Here is a 15,262-nt window from a genome sequence, read left to right on the forward strand (position 1 = left end):
GATCCCTCACCGCGCAGCCCGCGACATCATCCACATCCACGCCTGGCGTGGATCCATGTGTCGACCAAGGTCGACACCTACCAAGAGCGGCGGCGGGGGGGCGCCGCCCCGGGGTCAGACCCCTTCGCCCATCCGCTCCAGGCCATCGCCGGCCAGGCGCAGGATCAGCTTCTCCAGCATCTGCTCCTCTTCTTCGCTGAGCACCGACATCAGCTTGCGGGTGATCTCGATCACCATCGGCGCGATCGTCTCGTATACCTCGAACCCCGCCGCCGACAGCGCCAACACCGAACGGCGGCGGTCATCGCCATGCGTCTCACGCTTGATGAAACCGCGCTCCAGCAGGCGGGCCACCGCGCGGCTGACCGCCACCTTGTCCATCGCCGTGCGGTCGGAGACCTCGCTGGCCGACGACCCGGGGTACAGCGCCAGGATGGTGATCACCCGCCACTCCGGAATGGCCAGGCCATAGCGGTCGCCGTACAGCTTGGCGATGTTGCCGCTGACCCGGTTGGACAGCACGCTCAGCCGGTACGGCAGGAACTGTTCCAGGTCGAGCAGGACGTGGGAAGCACGCAGGCGGGTGGAAACGGGATCGGCGGGGCTCATGTTGCGGTGCACCTTGCTGGTGGTTTCAAGTGTAACTATAAGTATTGGGTCCGTACCCTGCATTCTCGCCGGGTCCAACCCCGCCCGCACCTGGTTTGTGCCGATGCGGCACCGATTCGGAGCCACGCCATGAATACCGCAGTCCCGTCCGCCTCGCATCCCAACCCCGGCATGCAGGTCACCACCTTCGAAAACCCGATGGGCATCGACGGCTTCGAGTTCGTCGAATTCGCCGCACCGGCCGGCCGTGGTGCCGAGCTGCACGAGTACTTCCGCAAGATGGGCTTCAGCGCGGTGCTCAAGCACAAGCAGCGTCCGATTACCGTCTATCGCCAGGGCGACGTCAACTTCCTGGTCAATGAAGACCCCGATTCGTTCGCCGCCGACTTCGCCGAAAAGCACGGCCCGTGCGCCTGCGGCTTCGCCATCCGCTTCAAGAAGCCGGGTGCGGAGGTCTACCAGACCGCGCTGGGCAACGGCGCTGAAGCCATCGCCTTCAAGCCGGAGAGCAAGGCGGTCAACGCCCCGGTCATCAAGGGCATCGGCGACTGCATGCTGTACCTGGTGGACCGCTACGGCGATGCCGGCAGCATCTTCGATGGCGACTACGAGCTGATCGCCGGCGCCGAGTTGCGCCCGAAGGGCTTCGGCCTGACCTTCATCGACCACCTGACCCACAACCTGTACTTCGGCAACATGCAGCAGTGGTCGGACTACTACGAGCGCCTGTTCAACTTCCGCGAGATCCGCTACTTCGACATCAAGGGCCTGAAGACCGGCCTGGTGTCCAAGGCGATGACCGCGCCGGACGGCATCGTGCGCATTCCGCTGAACGAATCGTCCGACCCGAAGAGCCAGATCAACGAGTATCTGGACGCGTACAAGGGCGAGGGCATCCAGCACATCGCCTGCTTCACCGAGAACATCTATGAAACGGTCGAAGCCATGCGTGCGCAGGGCGTGGATTTCCTCGACACGCCGGAGACCTACTTCGATGTGATCGACCAGCGCGTGCCGAACCACGGTGAGGATGTCGCCCGCCTGGCGAAGAACAAGATCCTGATCGACGCCGACCCGGAAACCCACCAGCGCAAGCTGCTGCAGATCTTCACCCAGAACTGTATCGGCCCGATCTTCTTCGAGATCATCCAGCGCAAGGGCAACGAAGGCTTCGGCGAAGGCAACTTCACCGCGCTGTTCGAGAGCATCGAACGCGACCAGATCCGCCGCGGCGTGCTGTAAGGTCTGCAGGCAATGCCGGCCACTGGCCGGCAAACCCTGTCCGAATGGTAGTGCCGGCCGCTGGCCGGCAACCTCTGGAGTTTCCATGTCTCCTTCCATCACCGCCCGCGGCTACCAGTCCGGTTTCGGCAACGAGTTCGCCAGCGAGGCCGTGCCCGGTGCGCTGCCCGTCGGCCAGAACTCGCCGCAGAAGGTGGCCCATGGCCTGTATGCCGAGCAGCTGACCGGTACCGCATTCACCGCACCGCGCGGCAGCAATCGCCGCAGCTGGCTGTACCGGATCCGCCCGGCGGTCACCCACGGCGAGTTCACTCCCTTCGCGCAATCACAGCTGCAGTGCGATTTCAGTGCGCAGCCGGCTTCGCCGAACCAGCTGCGCTGGAGCCCGCTGCCGCTGCCGGAGCTGCCCACCGATTTCGTCGAAGGCCTGTACACGATGGGCGGCAACGGCTCGCCCGACGCGCATGCCGGTGTCGGCATCCATCTGTACGCAGCCAACCGTGACATGGTCGGCCGCTACTTCTACGACGCCGACGGCGAACTGCTGATCGTGCCGCAGCTGGGCAGCCTGCGCCTGCTGACCGAGCTGGGCGTGATCGAGATCGAACCGCAGCAGATCGCGGTGATTCCGCGCGGCGTGCGCTTCCGCGTCGAGCTGCCGGATGGCCCGAGCCGCGGCTACATCTGCGAGAACTTCGGCACACTGCTGAAGCTGCCCGACCTGGGCCCGATCGGTTCCAACGGCCTGGCCAATCCGCGCGATTTCGAGACCCCGCATGCCGCGTTCGAAGACGTCGACGGCGATTTCGAACTGATTGCCAAGTTCGACGGCCGCCTGTGGCGTGCGCCGATCAATCATTCGCCGCTGGACGTGGTCGCCTGGCACGGCAACTACGCGCCGTACCGCTATGATCTGCGCCGCTTCAACACCATCGGCTCGATCAGCCACGACCACCCGGATCCGTCGATCTTCCTGGTGCTGCACTCGCCCAGCGACACCCCGGGCACCAGCAACATGGACTTTGCGATCTTCCCGCCGCGCTGGCTGGTGGCGCAGAACACGTTCCGTCCGCCGTGGTTCCACCGCAACATCGCCAGCGAGTTCATGGGCCTGGTGCATGGTGCCTACGACGCCAAGGCCGAAGGCTTCGTGCCGGGCGGTGCGTCGCTGCACAACTGCATGAGCGGCCACGGTCCGGATGCCCCGACCTTCGACAAGGCCTCCAATGCGGACCTGTCCAAACCGGATGTGATCAAGGACACCATGGCCTTCATGTTCGAGACCCGTGGGGTGATCCGCCCGACCGCGCAGGCGCTGGCAGCAAGCCACCGGCAGGGCGATTACCAGCAGTGCTGGAACGGCCTGCGCAACAATTTCCGTTGATCGTCCGCATCCACGCATGGCGTGGATCTACTGCACCACGCACACGGATGGATCCGCGCCATGTGCGGGTGCGCTATCGCGCTTCCCAGTAGATCCACGCCATGCGTGGATGCTGTTCACCGGTTCAGGCAATGGCCGCGAACGCGCTGCAATGCTCCACCGGCAGCGCCTCCATCAGCCGCTGCCGCACGCGCTGGCAGTACCCTTCCGAGGTCAGCGCCGGCAGCACCTGCAGCGCCGATTGCATCACCCGCAGCACCTCGCCTTCGGCACGCGCCTGCTGCAGGTCGCGGAACAGCGCCGCTGCGTTGGGATGCCGCTGCATCTCCAGGATTCCCAGCACATAGATGCGCGCGGCTACCAGCGAGCGGCGGCGCTCGACCGGCGCCGCAGAAGCGGCAGTGACTGACGGCGCCAGCGGAGCCGGCATCGCAACCGGCGCAGGCGGCGTGGAGGCGGGTACGTCCGCAGCGGTCACCAGGTAGCCGCCCTGGATCATCTGGATCACCATCGCTGCCGCGTCCTGCCCAAGCAGTGCGGTCAGCTCGGCGATGCTGCGCTGGCCATCACACAGGATCAGCAGCCGTCGCTGGCGCATGTCCAGCGGTGCGCGGTGGGCCTGCAGCGCGGTTCGGGCGAGGTCGGTCTTGCGCGGTTGCATGGGGAGGACAGCCAAGTCGGTGCTCGCCCAGCCTGAATGAGGGCGATGAAACCGCGATGACAATGCAGCGCCTGCACGCCGGCTGCGGTAGCGTGCACCCACCCTGTGCCAAGGATCCGCACCGATGAAGCATCTCCCGATGGCCGGCCTGCTGCTGTTGTCGTTGGCCGCCTGCAACCGTAGTCCCGACACCGCCGCACCGGCAGCGCCGCCCGCCGCCACCGCACCGGCGAAGGATGCCTCCGTCCCCGCCGACGCCGATCTGGCCACCGCTTCGCCGGTGGATCCGCGCAGCGACAGCCCGGCACGCCTGGATGGCTTCGGCGGCGCCACGCTGGGCGCGGGCATCGCCGAGGTCCGCAGTGGCTTCGGCACCCCCTTGCAGGGTCTGGGTACCGATGCCGCTGGCAAGCCGCTGCCTGCCGACGATGCCAATGAAGGCTGCTACTTCCTGCGCCCGCAGGGGGCCGAAGACCCGCGTCTGATGTTCGAGGCGCGCAAGCTGGTCCGCTACGACGTTCGCAGCCAGGCGATCGTCGCGCCCGGCGGCGGCCGGGTCGGCATGACCCTGGGTGAGCTGCAGGTGCTCTATCCCGAGCGCGCCGACGTCGGCCCGGACAAGTACGACGACAAGGCCCAGCACCTGCGCGTGCGCCCGGCGCAGGAGGGAGCGGCGATCATCGACTTTGCACTCGGCGCTGACGGCAAGGTCGGCGCCTGGCGGGTCGGCAGGACCCCGCAGGTGGACTACGCCGAAGGCTGCGGCTGATCGGCCATCCTCGGCTCACCCGCCGTGGGTGGGCCGAGCGTAGAATCGCGCCACGACCGCTGGGGAGCGCCCGATGATCGCTATTGCCATTGCCTGGTTCCTGCTCGGCCTGCTATTGCTGGCCCTGGGTGGGGACTCCATCGTCAAAGCCGTGTCCGGCCTGGCGCAGCGTTTCGGCGCCAGTGCATTCACCGCAGGCCTGCTGTTGCTGGGCATCACCACCTCGCTTCCGGAGCTGGCGGTCAACGCCCGCGCGCTGGTGGTGGGCCAGCCGGAGCTGGCCTTGGGCAATGCCGTCGGCAGCAGCGTGGTCAACCTCGGCCTGACCCTGGCGGTGGCCGCGATGGTGGCGCCGTTGCTGCTGCGCGCGCGCCTGCAGGCCGTGCTGTGGTGGGGGCTGCTGGCCGCGGGCCTGCTGCTGATCGTGTTCGGACTCGATGGCCGGCTGCTGCGCTGGGAGGCCGGCGTGCTGGTGGCAGGGTTCGTGGTGGTGCAGTTCCTGCTGTTGCGACGCGGGCGCCATGAGAGCGCCGAGGTACAGGCGATCATTGCCGAGTCGGCCCTGAGCCGCACCAGCCTGCCGTTGAACGTGCTGCGCCTGCTGGTTGCCGCACTGGCGTTGTATTGGGGCGCGCGCCTGGTGGTCGGTGCCGCCGCTGATTTCGGCGCCGCGCTGGGCTGGACGCCGCTGCTGGTGGGTCTGCTGCCGGTGGCGATCGGCACTGCGTTGCCGGAGGTGGCGGCCGCGGTCGCGGCAGCACGCCGTGGTCACGGCGACATGGTGCTGGGCCACGTGCTCGGCTCCAGCGTGGTCAACCTGATGCTGGTGATCGGTGCGATGGGGCTGCTGCAGCCGCTGGCATTGCCGGCCTCGTTCGTGCGCCTGGAACTGCCGGCGCTGCTGGCCTTCGCACTGGTGCTGTACCCGATGTTGCGCGGCGACCTGCGCATCAGCCGCATCGAAGGTGCGGTACTGCTGGGCGCGTTCGTGGCCTGGCTGGGGCTGGAAATCGCGCTGGTCACACCGGTCTGAGGTAGTGCCGGCCGCTGGCCGGCAACCTCGGCGAACTCGCAGCCAGGCATGGCCTGGCTCTACTGGCGGTTATCCGGGGTCGTGCCGACCAACGGTCGGCACCCACCGTCAACGCGCGGTGGTTTCCTCTTCCCGCTCCGGTTCCGGCGGCGGCAGCTGCTCGTCTTCGGCACGCTCGTTGCCCGGCAGGCTGGGGCGCGTTTCCATCAGCAGCGACAGTGCGGCCTTGGCCATCAGGTGCGCGCTGATCGGTGCGGTGATGAACAGGAACACGGTGATCAGCAGCTCGCGCGGCTGCGGGTCCTGGCCCAGGAAGATGTGGTAGCACACCGAGCACACCAGCACGCAGCCCACGCCCAGCGTGCTGGCCTTGGTCGGCGCGTGCAGGCGCTTGAAGAAGGTGGACAGCTTCACCAGGCCCAGTGCGCCGACCAGGATGAAGAAGCAACCGAACAGAAGCAGGATCGACAGCGCGATCTGGATGAAGGTGATCATTCGACGATGTCCCGGCGCAGCACGAACTTGCTCAGCACCACGGTGCTGCCGAAGCCGAGCATGGCGATGATCAGTGCCGCCTCGAAGTAGATCGCCGAATTGAGGTACATGCCGAACAGCATCAGCTCGGCGATGGCGGTCACCGACAGCGTATCCAGTGCAAGGATGCGGTCGGGCACGGTCGGCCCGCGCAGCAGGCGCCAGGTGGCCAGCAGCATGGCCAGGCCGACCACGTGCATGCACACCACCAGGGTGGTCTGGATGATCTGGAATCCAGTCATGGGAAGATCTCCATCAACGGGGCTTCATAACGGCGCTTGATCGTGTCGATCAGCTCCTGCGGGTCTTCCAGGTGCAGCACGTGCACCAGCAGGAATTTGCGGTCGTCGCTGAGGGCGGCCGACACCGTGCCGGGGGTCAGGGTGATCATGCTGGTCAGCGCGGCGATGCCGTGGATGTTGGCGATGTCCAGCGGCAGCCAGATGAAACCGGGGTGGATGTTCTTTTCCGGGCCCAGTACCTGGATGGCCACGCGGATGTTGGACATCAGGATGTCCCACAGGGTCACGAACAGCAGCTTCGGCAGCGGCCGCAGGGTGCCGATGCGGGCGAACTCGCGGTCCAGGCGCGCAGCGAACAGCGGAATCACCACCCCCAGCAGCACGCCCAGCAGGAACTGGCCGAGCGTGAAGCTGTCGGACATCAACAGCCAGAACACCACCACCATCACGCTCAGCGCGGGCGAAGGCAGCAGGCGGCGGATCGGGGAACGCTTGGCGGTCATGGCTGGCGGATCTCCGGCGTGGTCGCGCGCAACTGCTGCACGTAGTCGCCCGGCTGCAGCAGCTGGGTGGCGATGGCGTCGGTGTGCTGCATCAGCGGGGCAGCGAACAATGTCATGCCGATGCCGTAGGCCAGCAGGATGCAGGCGGCAAACAGCTCCACACGACGCAGCGGCGCCTTGCGCGGTGGCGGTGCATCGGGATCGGGCAGCGGCACGCGCCAGAACAGGCGGATGCCGCCGCGGGTCAGGCCCATGATGACCAGCAGGCTGCTGACCAGCACCGCGGTCCACACCGCGCCGGTGTACTGGGCGGGCATGCCGGCCAACAGCGCGGCCTTTGCCAGGAAGCCGGACAGCGGCGGCAGGCCGGCCACCGACACCGCCGCAATCAGGAACAGCACGGCAGGGGTCTCCTTGCCGGGCATCGGTGCGATCACTTCCTTGCGGTCGCTGGCGCCGCCACGGCGGCGTCGGATCAGGTCGGCGACCAGGAACAGTGCGGCGGCGACGAAGCTGCTGTGCGGCAGGTAGTACAGGCCGGCCGACAGCACCTCAGGCGTACCCACCGAGAAGGCGATGAACAACGTGGCCGCCGAGACGATCACCAGGTACGAAATCAGCACGCGCAGGCGCGCGGCGGCCAACGCGCCCAGGCCGCCCAGCACCAGCGTCGCTACGCCGGCCCACAGCAGCCAGTCGCGGCCATAGCCGGCCATCGCCCCCGCATCCTCGCCGAACCACAACATCTGGATGCGCAGCACGGCATACAGGCCCACCTTGGTCATGATCGCAAACAGTGCCGCCACCGCAGCCGGTGCACGCGCATACGATTCGGGCAGCCACAGGTACAGCGGCATCAGCGCGGCCTTGGCACAGAACACCAGCAGCAACAGGCCCATCGTCGCCTTCACCAGGGTCAGCTGCGCAGGCGGCACTTCGGCGATGCGCTGCGACAGCTCGGCCATGTTCAATGAACCCAGCGAGGCGTACAGCAGGCCCAGTGCGATCAGGAACAGGGTCGAGGCGGTGACGTTGAACACCACGTAGTGCAGGCCGATGCGCATGCGCAGGCCACGGCCGCCACTGAGCAGCAGGCCGTAAGAGGCGATCAGCATCACCTCGAAGAACACGAACAGGTTGAAGATGTCGCCGGTCAGGAAGGCGCCGTTGAGGCCGACCAGCTGGAACTGGAACAGCGCATGGAAGTGCGGTGCGCGCCGGTCCCAACCGGAACACGCATGCAGCAGGCAGGGGATGGCCAGCAGCAGGGTGGTCAGCAGCATCCACGCCGACAGCCGGTCGGCCACCAGTGCGATGCCCAGGCGTGACGGCCAGTCACCCAGCAGGTACACGCGGATGTCGCCGCCTGCGGTGTCGGCGAACAACAGGCCGACCACCACCGCCAGCGCGCCCAGCGCGGTCCACGCCACGGCGCGCTGCACCTTCGGCCCATAGCGGCGGTGTTCAACGAACAGCGACAGCGCAGCGCCGAGCAGCGGTACCAGGATCGGCAGGATCACCAGATGATTCATGCGCGGTCCTCGCCCCGGCGCGGCGGTGCATCGTCGTCCGGCTCGTGCGCGTCCACGTGGTCACTGTGGTTGTCGCTGCGGCTGCGCATGGCCAGCACGATGCTGACGGCGGTCATCGCAAAGGCAATGACGATGGCGGTCAGCACCAGCGCCTGTGGCAGCGGATCGGTGTAGTTGCCCAGGTGGCTCTCCACGCCTTCCTGCAGCACCGGCGCCTTGCCCTGCACCACGCGGCCGCCGGCAAAGATCAGCAGGTTGGTGGCGTAGGACAGGAAGGTCATGCCGAGGATCACATCGAAGCTGCGCGCGCGCAGCAGCAGGTAGATGCCGATGGCGGTCAGCACGCCGATTGCAGAGGCCAGGGCCAGTTCCATCAGTGCATCTCCCCGGTACGTGCCGAGCGGCGTTGCAGGTCGATCTCGCCCTTGCGCGCGGTGCGCGTCCGCGAGGGTTTGACGGTGGCCATCATCGACAGCATCAGCATCGCGCCACCGAACACCACCAGGTACACGCCGATATCAAAACCAATCGCGCTGGCCAGCGGTACATCGCCGATCAACGGCAGGTGCAGGTCCAGGTGGCCGCTGGTCAGGAACGGCACGCCGAACAGCATCGACGCGGCGCCACTGAGGATGGCGATCAGCAGGCCGGTACCGATGCAGCGGATGTAGTCGAAGCCGAAGCGTGACTCCACCGAGGCGGTGCCCTGGATCACGTACTGGATCAGCAGCGGCACCGCCAGCACCAGGCCGGCGATGAAGCCGCCGCCCGGCGCGTTGTGGCCGCGCAGGAACAGGAAGATGGAGACCGTCAGGGTCAGCGGGAACATGATCTGGGCCAGATCGGCCGGCACCGGCAGCTTGATCGGCGGACCGGGCATGATCTGCTCCGGCGCCATCCGCGTGCGACGCAGCAGCGCATGCACGACCAGTGCGGCAATGCCGAACACGGTGATCTCGCCGAAGGTATCGAAGCCGCGGAAGTCGACCAGGATCACGTTGACCACGTTCTGGCCGTATGCCTCGGGCAGGGCGCGGGCAAGCAGCTCGCCGGCCATGGTGTTCGGCGGCAGGGTCATCGCGCTGTAGGCCAGCGCGCCCAGGCCGGCACCGGCCACGATCGCGATCAGCGCATCACGGCGCTTGCGCCAGCGCGGCCGCTCCGGACCGGACTGTGCCGGCAGGTAGTTCATGCCCAGCAGCATCAGCACCAGGGTCACCATCTCCACCAGCAGCTGGGTCAGCGCCAGGTCCGGTGCGGACAGGAACACGAAGGTCAGCGCCACCATCAGGCCGACGCCGCCGACCAGCAGCACGGCCAGCAGGCGCTGCTTGTACATGCGCAGGGTCGCCACCGCGCAGGACATCATCACCAGCCACAACGCCCAGCCCAGCAGCGGTATCGGCTGCGGTCTGGTCCATTCCGGCGAGGCCGGGTTGGCGATGTAGGGCGCGGCGGCGACCACGATAGCCACCAGCACCAGGCCCAGCAGCATGCGCTGCAGGCTGCCGTTGGCGATGCCGGCGGTCAACCGCTGCGCACTGGCCGACAGCAGGTCCAGCTGGTGGTGAAAGACGTTGCGTCCCGGCGTGGTGTTGGTTACCGCGTGCAGATCGATCAGCTTGCGCAGGCCGAAGTAGAGGGCCACGCCACCGACCACGCCAGCGGCGCTCATCGCCAGCGGCAGGTTGAAGCCATGCCAGATCGACAGGTTGTACTCGGGCATCGCGCTGCCGAGGATCGAGGCGGCTGCCGCGTGCAATACCGGGGCCACGGTCACGGCCGGGGCGATACCCACCGCCACGCAGATCACCACCAGGATTTCCACCGGTACCTTCATCCAGCGCGGCGGCTCGTGCGGCACGCGGTCCAGGCCATGCGGGCCCTTGCCGAAGAACGTGTCGTGCACGAAGCGCAGGCTGTAGGCCACGCCGAACACACCGGCCAGCAGCGCGGCGATCGACACCGCCGTGCGCATGGTGTCGGTGCCGCCCGCCGAGAGCGCTTCGGCGAACAGCATTTCCTTGGACAGGAAGCCATTGAGCAGCGGGATGCCGGCCATCGCCAGCGAGGCGATGATCGCCAGCGCGCTGGTGAACGGCATCAGCCTGCGCAGGCCACCCAGCTTGCGCATGTCACGGGTGCCGGTCTCGTGGTCGATGATGCCGGCGGCCATGAACAGCGAGGCCTTGAAGGTGGCGTGGTTGATGATGTGGAACACGCCGGCGACAACCGCCATCGGCGTGGACAGGCCGAACAGCAGGGTGATCAGGCCCAGGTGCGAGATCGTCGAATAGGCCAGCAGGCCCTTCAGGTCATGCTGGAAGATCGCGTTCCAGGCACCGATCAGCAGGGTGATCGCACCGATGCCGCTGACCGTGTAGAAGAACAGATCGCTGCCGGCCAATGCCGGGTGCAGGCGCGCCAGCAGGAACACACCGGCCTTCACCATGGTGGCCGAGTGCAGGTAGGCCGACACCGGGGTAGGCGCGGCCATCGCGTGCGGCAGCCAGAAGTGGAACGGGAACTGCGCGCTCTTGGTGAAGATGCCCGCCAGCACCAGGAACAGGGCATAGGGGTACAGCGCGCTGGCGCGGATCTGCTCGCCGGCGGCCAGCACCACGTCCAGGTCGAAGCTGCCGACGATGCGGCCGATCAGCAGCACGCCGGCCAGCAGCGCCAGGCCGCCGCCACCGGTGATCACCAGCGCCATCCGCGCGCCCTCGCGCGCGTCCTGGCGGTGCGACCAGAAACCGATCAGCAGGAACGAGCTGATGCTGGTCATTTCCCAGAAAACCATCAGCAGCAACAGGTTGCCAGACAGCACCATGCCCAGCATGGCGCCCATGAACAGCAACAGGTAGGTATAGAAGCGGTGCGCGTTGTCCTGGCTGCTGAGGTAGTAGCGCGCATACAGCACCACCAGTGCGCCGATGCCCAGCACCAGTCCGGCGAACATCCAGGCCAGCCCATCCAGGCGCAGGGTGAAGTCCAGGCCGATCTGCGGCAGCCACGGCACCATCGTGCGCACCACCTGGCCATCGAGCACCGATGGGGTCAGCCAGGCGAGGATCGCCAGCCCGCCCAACGGCGCCAGCGCCGCCAGCCAGGCAGCAGTCGAGCGCGAACTACGGGGGAAGGCTGCGACAGCCACTGCCATCAGGAACGGCAGGGCCAGCAGCAGGGGCAGGCTGGGGAGCATGCAGGGAATCCATGATTCACGAGCAGGTCAGGGAGCATAACAGGCTGCCAAATGTCGCCGAAACCCATTGAACAGCGATCAATTGCATGTAACGTGCGCTGATTCATTTTTTCTGCGGTGCAGCATGCCGCGCGGATGACCCATCAGGACCCGGTTGGCAGGTCCACCCTACGCCCACGCAGGGACAGCGCAGCCCCTGTCGCACAGGGACCGCCGCCGCCGGGCGGGACAAGGAGAGGAGGTCACCGTGGCAGGCTGGCAGGCGCGCCGTGCAGTGTGGGTGACGGCACCTGCCCGTTCAGGAAACAAAGGCGTCGACGCGGCGACGCAGGTCAGTAGCGCCAGTCGAGCTTGCGATAGGCCTTGGCCATCACCCACGCCGGGCCGATCAGCAGGTAGGTCAGGTCGGTCAGGAAGCTGGGCTTGCGGCCTTCGAACTTGTGGCCGATGAACTGCGCGATCCAGGCGACGACGAATACGCCGATGGCCAGCGAGCGCAGGTTGTGCAGGCCGATTTCCGCTTCCAGCAGCCGGCACAGGCAGCCGAACACGAAGAACTGGATGAGCATGCCGATGCCCAGCGGACGCGACAGCTTGTTGTAGAAGCACCACGCGCTGAACATCGCAAACGCCGACCAGATGCCGTACTGGAACCAGGTGATCAGCGGCGGCACGCACCACAGCAGGGCCACCACCGACCACAGGATCGCCGGCACCGCCACCACGTGGATGCGCTGGTTGATGACGTTGCGATGGTCGTCGGAATAGCTGGCGAAGTAGCGGTCGATCGGCCGCGCAAGCTGGGTGGTGGTCTGCATGCTGCGTCGCTTCCTCGGACAACGTCGGACAACGGTAGTGCCGGCCGCTGGCCGGCAACCCAGCATAGCCGAGTTCGCGAGGTTGCCGGCCAGCGGCCGGCACTACCGCATTCAGAACGCCCCCGGCCCAGCGCCTCGGCGTACTTGGCGCGGGTGCGCTCGATGATCTCGGCCGGGATGCTCGGGCCCGGGGCGGTCTTGCCCCAGTCCAGCGTCTCCAGGTAGTCACGCACGAACTGCTTGTCGTAGCTCGGCGGGCTGGTGCCCACTTCGTACTCGTCGGCAGGCCAGTAGCGCGAGGAATCCGGCGTCAGCATCTCGTCCATGATGTACAGGCGACCGTCGGCGTCGGTGCCGAACTCGAACTTGGTGTCGGCCAGGATGATGCCGCGCTCGCGTGCGTAATCGGCCGCGAACTTGTAGATGCGCAGCGTCGCGTCGCGCACCCGCTCGGCCATTTCCGCACCGACCGTCTTCACCATCGCGTCGAAGTCGATGTTCTCGTCATGGTCACCAACGGCGGCCTTGGTCGAGGGGGTGAAGATCGGCTCGGGCAGCTGCTCGGCCTGGCGCAGGCCGTCGGGCAGCTCGATGCCGCTGACCTTGCCGGTGCGCTGGTAGTCCTTCCAGCCGCTGCCGATCAGGTAGCCACGGGCAATCGCTTCCACCGGTACCGGCTTCAGCTTGCGGGTGACCACCGCGCGCTTGGCGTACAGGGCCGCGTCCACGCCCTCGGGCAGCACGCTGGCCACATCGATGCCGGTCAGGTGGTTGGGCATCAGGTGCGCGGTCTTGGCGAACCAGAAGTTGGACACCTGGCAGAGCATCTCGCCCTTGCCCGGGATCGGGTCGGGCAGGACCACGTCGAACGCCGACAGGCGATCGGTGGCGACCATCAAGAGGTAGTCCCCCGGTGGGGTACCGGCCGGCAGCCGCTCGCGCGGGATATCGAACACATCACGCACCTTGCCGCGGTGGCGCAAGGGCAGGCCGGGGAGATCGGATTGCAACAGCGTGGTTGGCACGGGCACTCCTGGGGCTTCGTCGATACGGCTGCCCAACGGACCCGGCGGGCCCGCAACTGGTCAGCGGGCGGCCTAGTGTAAAGCGGTCCGGGCCCGCTGTGACGTAAAATGAGCGTCCATTTCGTCGGCCGACCCCGGAGCGCCATGCGCTGGTACGGAAAACTGCTCGGATTCATCGCCGGCGCCCTGCTGTTCCGGCCCAATCCGCTGTTCGGCGCGGTGGTCGGCCTGTTGCTGGGGCATGCCTTCGACAGCGACTGGTTCCGCCTGAACAAGGAGAACCCGTACCGCGAGCTGGGGCTGACCTCCGAGGCCACGGATGCCGAGGTTGAGCGCGCCTACCGCAAGCTGATCTCCCAGTACCACCCCGACAAGCTGGGCGGCGCTGCCCCCGAGCTGCAGCAGCAGGCCGAGCAGAAGTCGCGGCGCATCAACGCCGCCTACGACCGCATCAAGACCCTGCGCAAGCGCTGACCCCATTGCCCCGCCTGCGGGCGGGAGACCCCTTTCCCCGTTCCGAAGGCCCCGGCCATGTCCAACTGCCTCATCGCTCCTTCCATCCTCTCGGCCAACTTCGCCCGCCTGGGCGAGGAAGTCGACAACGTCCTGGCCGCGGGTGCCGACTGGGTCCATTTCGATGTGATGGACAACCACTACGTGCCCAACCTGACCATCGGCCCGATGGTCTGCCAAGCCCTGCGCAAGCACGGCGTCACCGCGCCGATCGACGTGCACCTGATGGTCGAGCCGGTGGACCGCATCATCCCGGACTTCGCCGAGGCCGGTGCTACCTACATCAGCTTCCACCCGGAAGCCTCGCGCCACGTCCATCGCACCATCCAGCTGATCCGCTCGCTGGGCTGCAAGCCGGGCATCGTGCTCAACCCGGCCACCCCGGTGGACATCCTCGACTGGGTGCTGGACGACCTCGACCTGGTGCTGCTGATGTCGGTCAACCCGGGCTTCGGCGGCCAGGCCTTCATTCCGTCGGCCTTGGACAAGCTGCGCGTGGTGCGCCAGAAGATCGATGCCAGCGGCCGTGACATCCGCCTGGAGATCGACGGTGGCGTGAAGGCCGACAACATCGGCGAGATCGCCGCCGCTGGCGCCGACACGTTCGTCGCCGGCTCGGCCATCTTCAACGCCAAGACCAGCTACCAGGACGTGATCGCGCAGATGCGCGCCAACGTCGCTGCAGCGCGGGGCTGAGCCATGAGCACGGTGGCCGTGTTGAACATCCGTCCGGCCACCGTCGCCGATGCTGGCCTGATCCTTCGGTTCATCCGCGAACTGGCGATCTACGAGAAGGCCGAGCAGTCGGTGCAGACCGATGAGATCGGCATCGCCGAAAGCCTGTTCGGCGCCGACGCCACCGCCCGCGCGCTGGTCTGCGAGGCGAACGGCGAAGCCATCGGCTACGCGGTGTATTTCTACAACTATTCCACCTGGCTGGGGCGCAAGGGCATCTACCTGGAAGACCTGTACGTGAGCCCGGAAAAACGTGGCTCCGGCGCGGGAAAAGCGCTGCTGAAGTACATCGCCCGCCAGGCGGTAGCTGAAGGTTGTGGTCGCTTCGAGTGGTCGGTGCTGGACTGGAACACGCCGGCCATCGAGTTCTACACCGCAGCCGGCGCCAGACCGCAGGACGAGTGGACGGTGTACCGGTTGGAAGGTGAGGCGCTGAAAGCATTCGCCGGGTAGGCCGTAT

At 67.0% G+C, this 15,262-nt stretch carries 16 protein-coding genes and 1 pseudogene; 7 read left to right on the forward strand and 10 right to left on the reverse strand.

Features of this window, described 5'->3' with window-relative positions; translation table 11 throughout:
- Positions 1 to 114: 114 nt before the first annotated feature.
- Entirely contained in the window at positions 115 to 609 is a 495-nt protein-coding gene (locus AB4Y98_RS12675) for a MarR family winged helix-turn-helix transcriptional regulator (protein ID WP_223496937.1), read from the reverse strand.
- A 129-nt stretch (positions 610 to 738) separates the two neighbouring features.
- Between AB4Y98_RS12675 and hppD the strand changes: the two genes are divergently transcribed.
- Together hppD and hmgA are read left to right on the forward strand one after the other, a co-directional pair.
- Positions 739 to 1,851 carry a 4-hydroxyphenylpyruvate dioxygenase gene (gene hppD, locus AB4Y98_RS12680; protein WP_170919610.1) on the forward strand — a complete coding sequence of 371 codons (1,113 nt, stop codon included), beginning with the start codon at positions 739 to 741 and terminating at the stop codon, positions 1,849 to 1,851.
- Positions 1,852 to 1,936: 85 nt separating this feature from the next.
- A complete protein-coding gene (gene hmgA / locus AB4Y98_RS12685) occupies positions 1,937 to 3,235 on the forward strand; it encodes a homogentisate 1,2-dioxygenase (RefSeq protein WP_394197536.1) in 1,299 nt (432 codons plus the stop codon).
- 124 nt (positions 3,236 to 3,359) lie between these two features.
- On the opposite strand, the gene AB4Y98_RS12690 is transcribed toward hmgA, so the two are convergent.
- A complete protein-coding gene (locus AB4Y98_RS12690; protein ID WP_442244463.1) occupies positions 3,360 to 3,896 on the reverse strand; it encodes a hypothetical protein in 537 nt (178 codons plus the stop codon).
- 124 nt (positions 3,897 to 4,020) lie between these two features.
- Here AB4Y98_RS12690 and AB4Y98_RS12695 point away from each other — a divergent pair, with 124 nt between their 5' ends.
- Positions 4,021 to 4,665 (forward strand): hypothetical protein, encoded by a 645-nt coding sequence (locus AB4Y98_RS12695; protein WP_223496932.1) that lies wholly within the window; start codon positions 4,021 to 4,023, stop codon positions 4,663 to 4,665.
- A gap of 73 nt (positions 4,666 to 4,738) precedes the next feature.
- Positions 4,739 to 5,698: a sodium:calcium antiporter gene (locus tag AB4Y98_RS12700; RefSeq protein ID WP_394123073.1), complete on the forward strand. Its 960-nt coding sequence runs from the start codon at positions 4,739 to 4,741 to the stop codon at positions 5,696 to 5,698.
- 108 nt (positions 5,699 to 5,806) lie between these two features.
- Here the strand turns inward: AB4Y98_RS12700 and AB4Y98_RS12705 are convergent, their stop codons facing one another.
- The 8 genes and pseudogenes from AB4Y98_RS12705 to AB4Y98_RS12740 form a co-directional block, all read right to left on the reverse strand.
- The gene (locus AB4Y98_RS12705; RefSeq protein ID WP_025874597.1) at positions 5,807 to 6,193 is read right to left on the reverse strand and encodes a Na+/H+ antiporter subunit G; all 387 of its coding nucleotides are present in this window, start codon (positions 6,191 to 6,193) and stop codon (positions 5,807 to 5,809) included.
- Positions 6,190 to 6,474 (reverse strand): K+/H+ antiporter subunit F, encoded by a 285-nt coding sequence (locus AB4Y98_RS12710; RefSeq protein WP_025874598.1) that lies wholly within the window; start codon positions 6,472 to 6,474, stop codon positions 6,190 to 6,192. The genes AB4Y98_RS12705 and AB4Y98_RS12710 overlap by 4 nt, the downstream gene beginning before the upstream one ends.
- Positions 6,471 to 6,977: a Na+/H+ antiporter subunit E gene (locus AB4Y98_RS12715; protein WP_134833195.1), complete on the reverse strand. Its 507-nt coding sequence runs from the start codon at positions 6,975 to 6,977 to the stop codon at positions 6,471 to 6,473. The genes AB4Y98_RS12710 and AB4Y98_RS12715 overlap by 4 nt, the downstream gene beginning before the upstream one ends.
- Entirely contained in the window at positions 6,974 to 8,509 is a 1,536-nt protein-coding gene (locus AB4Y98_RS12720) for a monovalent cation/H+ antiporter subunit D (protein WP_025874600.1), read from the reverse strand. Before AB4Y98_RS12720 ends, AB4Y98_RS12715 begins: the two co-directional genes overlap by 4 nt.
- Positions 8,506 to 8,883, reverse strand: a complete 378-nt coding sequence (locus tag AB4Y98_RS12725; RefSeq protein WP_025874601.1) for a Na+/H+ antiporter subunit C — start codon at positions 8,881 to 8,883, stop codon at positions 8,506 to 8,508. Before AB4Y98_RS12725 ends, AB4Y98_RS12720 begins: the two co-directional genes overlap by 4 nt.
- Positions 8,883 to 11,711 (reverse strand): monovalent cation/H+ antiporter subunit A, encoded by a 2,829-nt coding sequence (locus AB4Y98_RS12730; protein WP_442244464.1) that lies wholly within the window; start codon positions 11,709 to 11,711, stop codon positions 8,883 to 8,885. The genes AB4Y98_RS12725 and AB4Y98_RS12730 overlap by 1 nt, the downstream gene beginning before the upstream one ends.
- Positions 11,712 to 12,043: 332 nt before the next feature.
- Positions 12,044 to 12,529: an Mpo1 family 2-hydroxy fatty acid dioxygenase gene (locus tag AB4Y98_RS12735; RefSeq protein WP_442244465.1), complete on the reverse strand. Its 486-nt coding sequence runs from the start codon at positions 12,527 to 12,529 to the stop codon at positions 12,044 to 12,046.
- A gap of 122 nt (positions 12,530 to 12,651) precedes the next feature.
- Positions 12,652 to 13,554 (reverse strand): annotated as a pseudogene (locus AB4Y98_RS12740) (phosphoribosylaminoimidazolesuccinocarboxamide synthase); the annotation flags it as partial.
- Between the two features lie 144 nt (positions 13,555 to 13,698).
- Here AB4Y98_RS12740 and AB4Y98_RS12745 point away from each other — a divergent pair.
- The 3 genes from AB4Y98_RS12745 to AB4Y98_RS12755 are packed head-to-tail and all read left to right on the forward strand — an operon-like array spanning position 13,699 to position 15,255.
- Positions 13,699 to 14,028: a J domain-containing protein gene (locus AB4Y98_RS12745; protein WP_025874605.1), complete on the forward strand. Its 330-nt coding sequence runs from the start codon at positions 13,699 to 13,701 to the stop codon at positions 14,026 to 14,028.
- A gap of 57 nt (positions 14,029 to 14,085) precedes the next feature.
- Positions 14,086 to 14,763 carry a ribulose-phosphate 3-epimerase gene (rpe, locus tag AB4Y98_RS12750; protein ID WP_046983681.1) on the forward strand — a complete coding sequence of 226 codons (678 nt, stop codon included), beginning with the start codon at positions 14,086 to 14,088 and terminating at the stop codon, positions 14,761 to 14,763.
- A gap of 12 nt (positions 14,764 to 14,775) precedes the next feature.
- Positions 14,776 to 15,255 carry a GNAT family N-acetyltransferase gene (locus AB4Y98_RS12755; RefSeq protein WP_223497320.1) on the forward strand — a complete coding sequence of 160 codons (480 nt, stop codon included), beginning with the start codon at positions 14,776 to 14,778 and terminating at the stop codon, positions 15,253 to 15,255.
- Positions 15,256 to 15,262: the final 7 nt, after the last annotated feature.

This window comes from Stenotrophomonas sp. 2YAF26 (genome assembly GCF_052114625.1).
Lineage (GTDB): Bacteria > Pseudomonadota > Gammaproteobacteria > Xanthomonadales > Xanthomonadaceae > Stenotrophomonas > Stenotrophomonas indicatrix.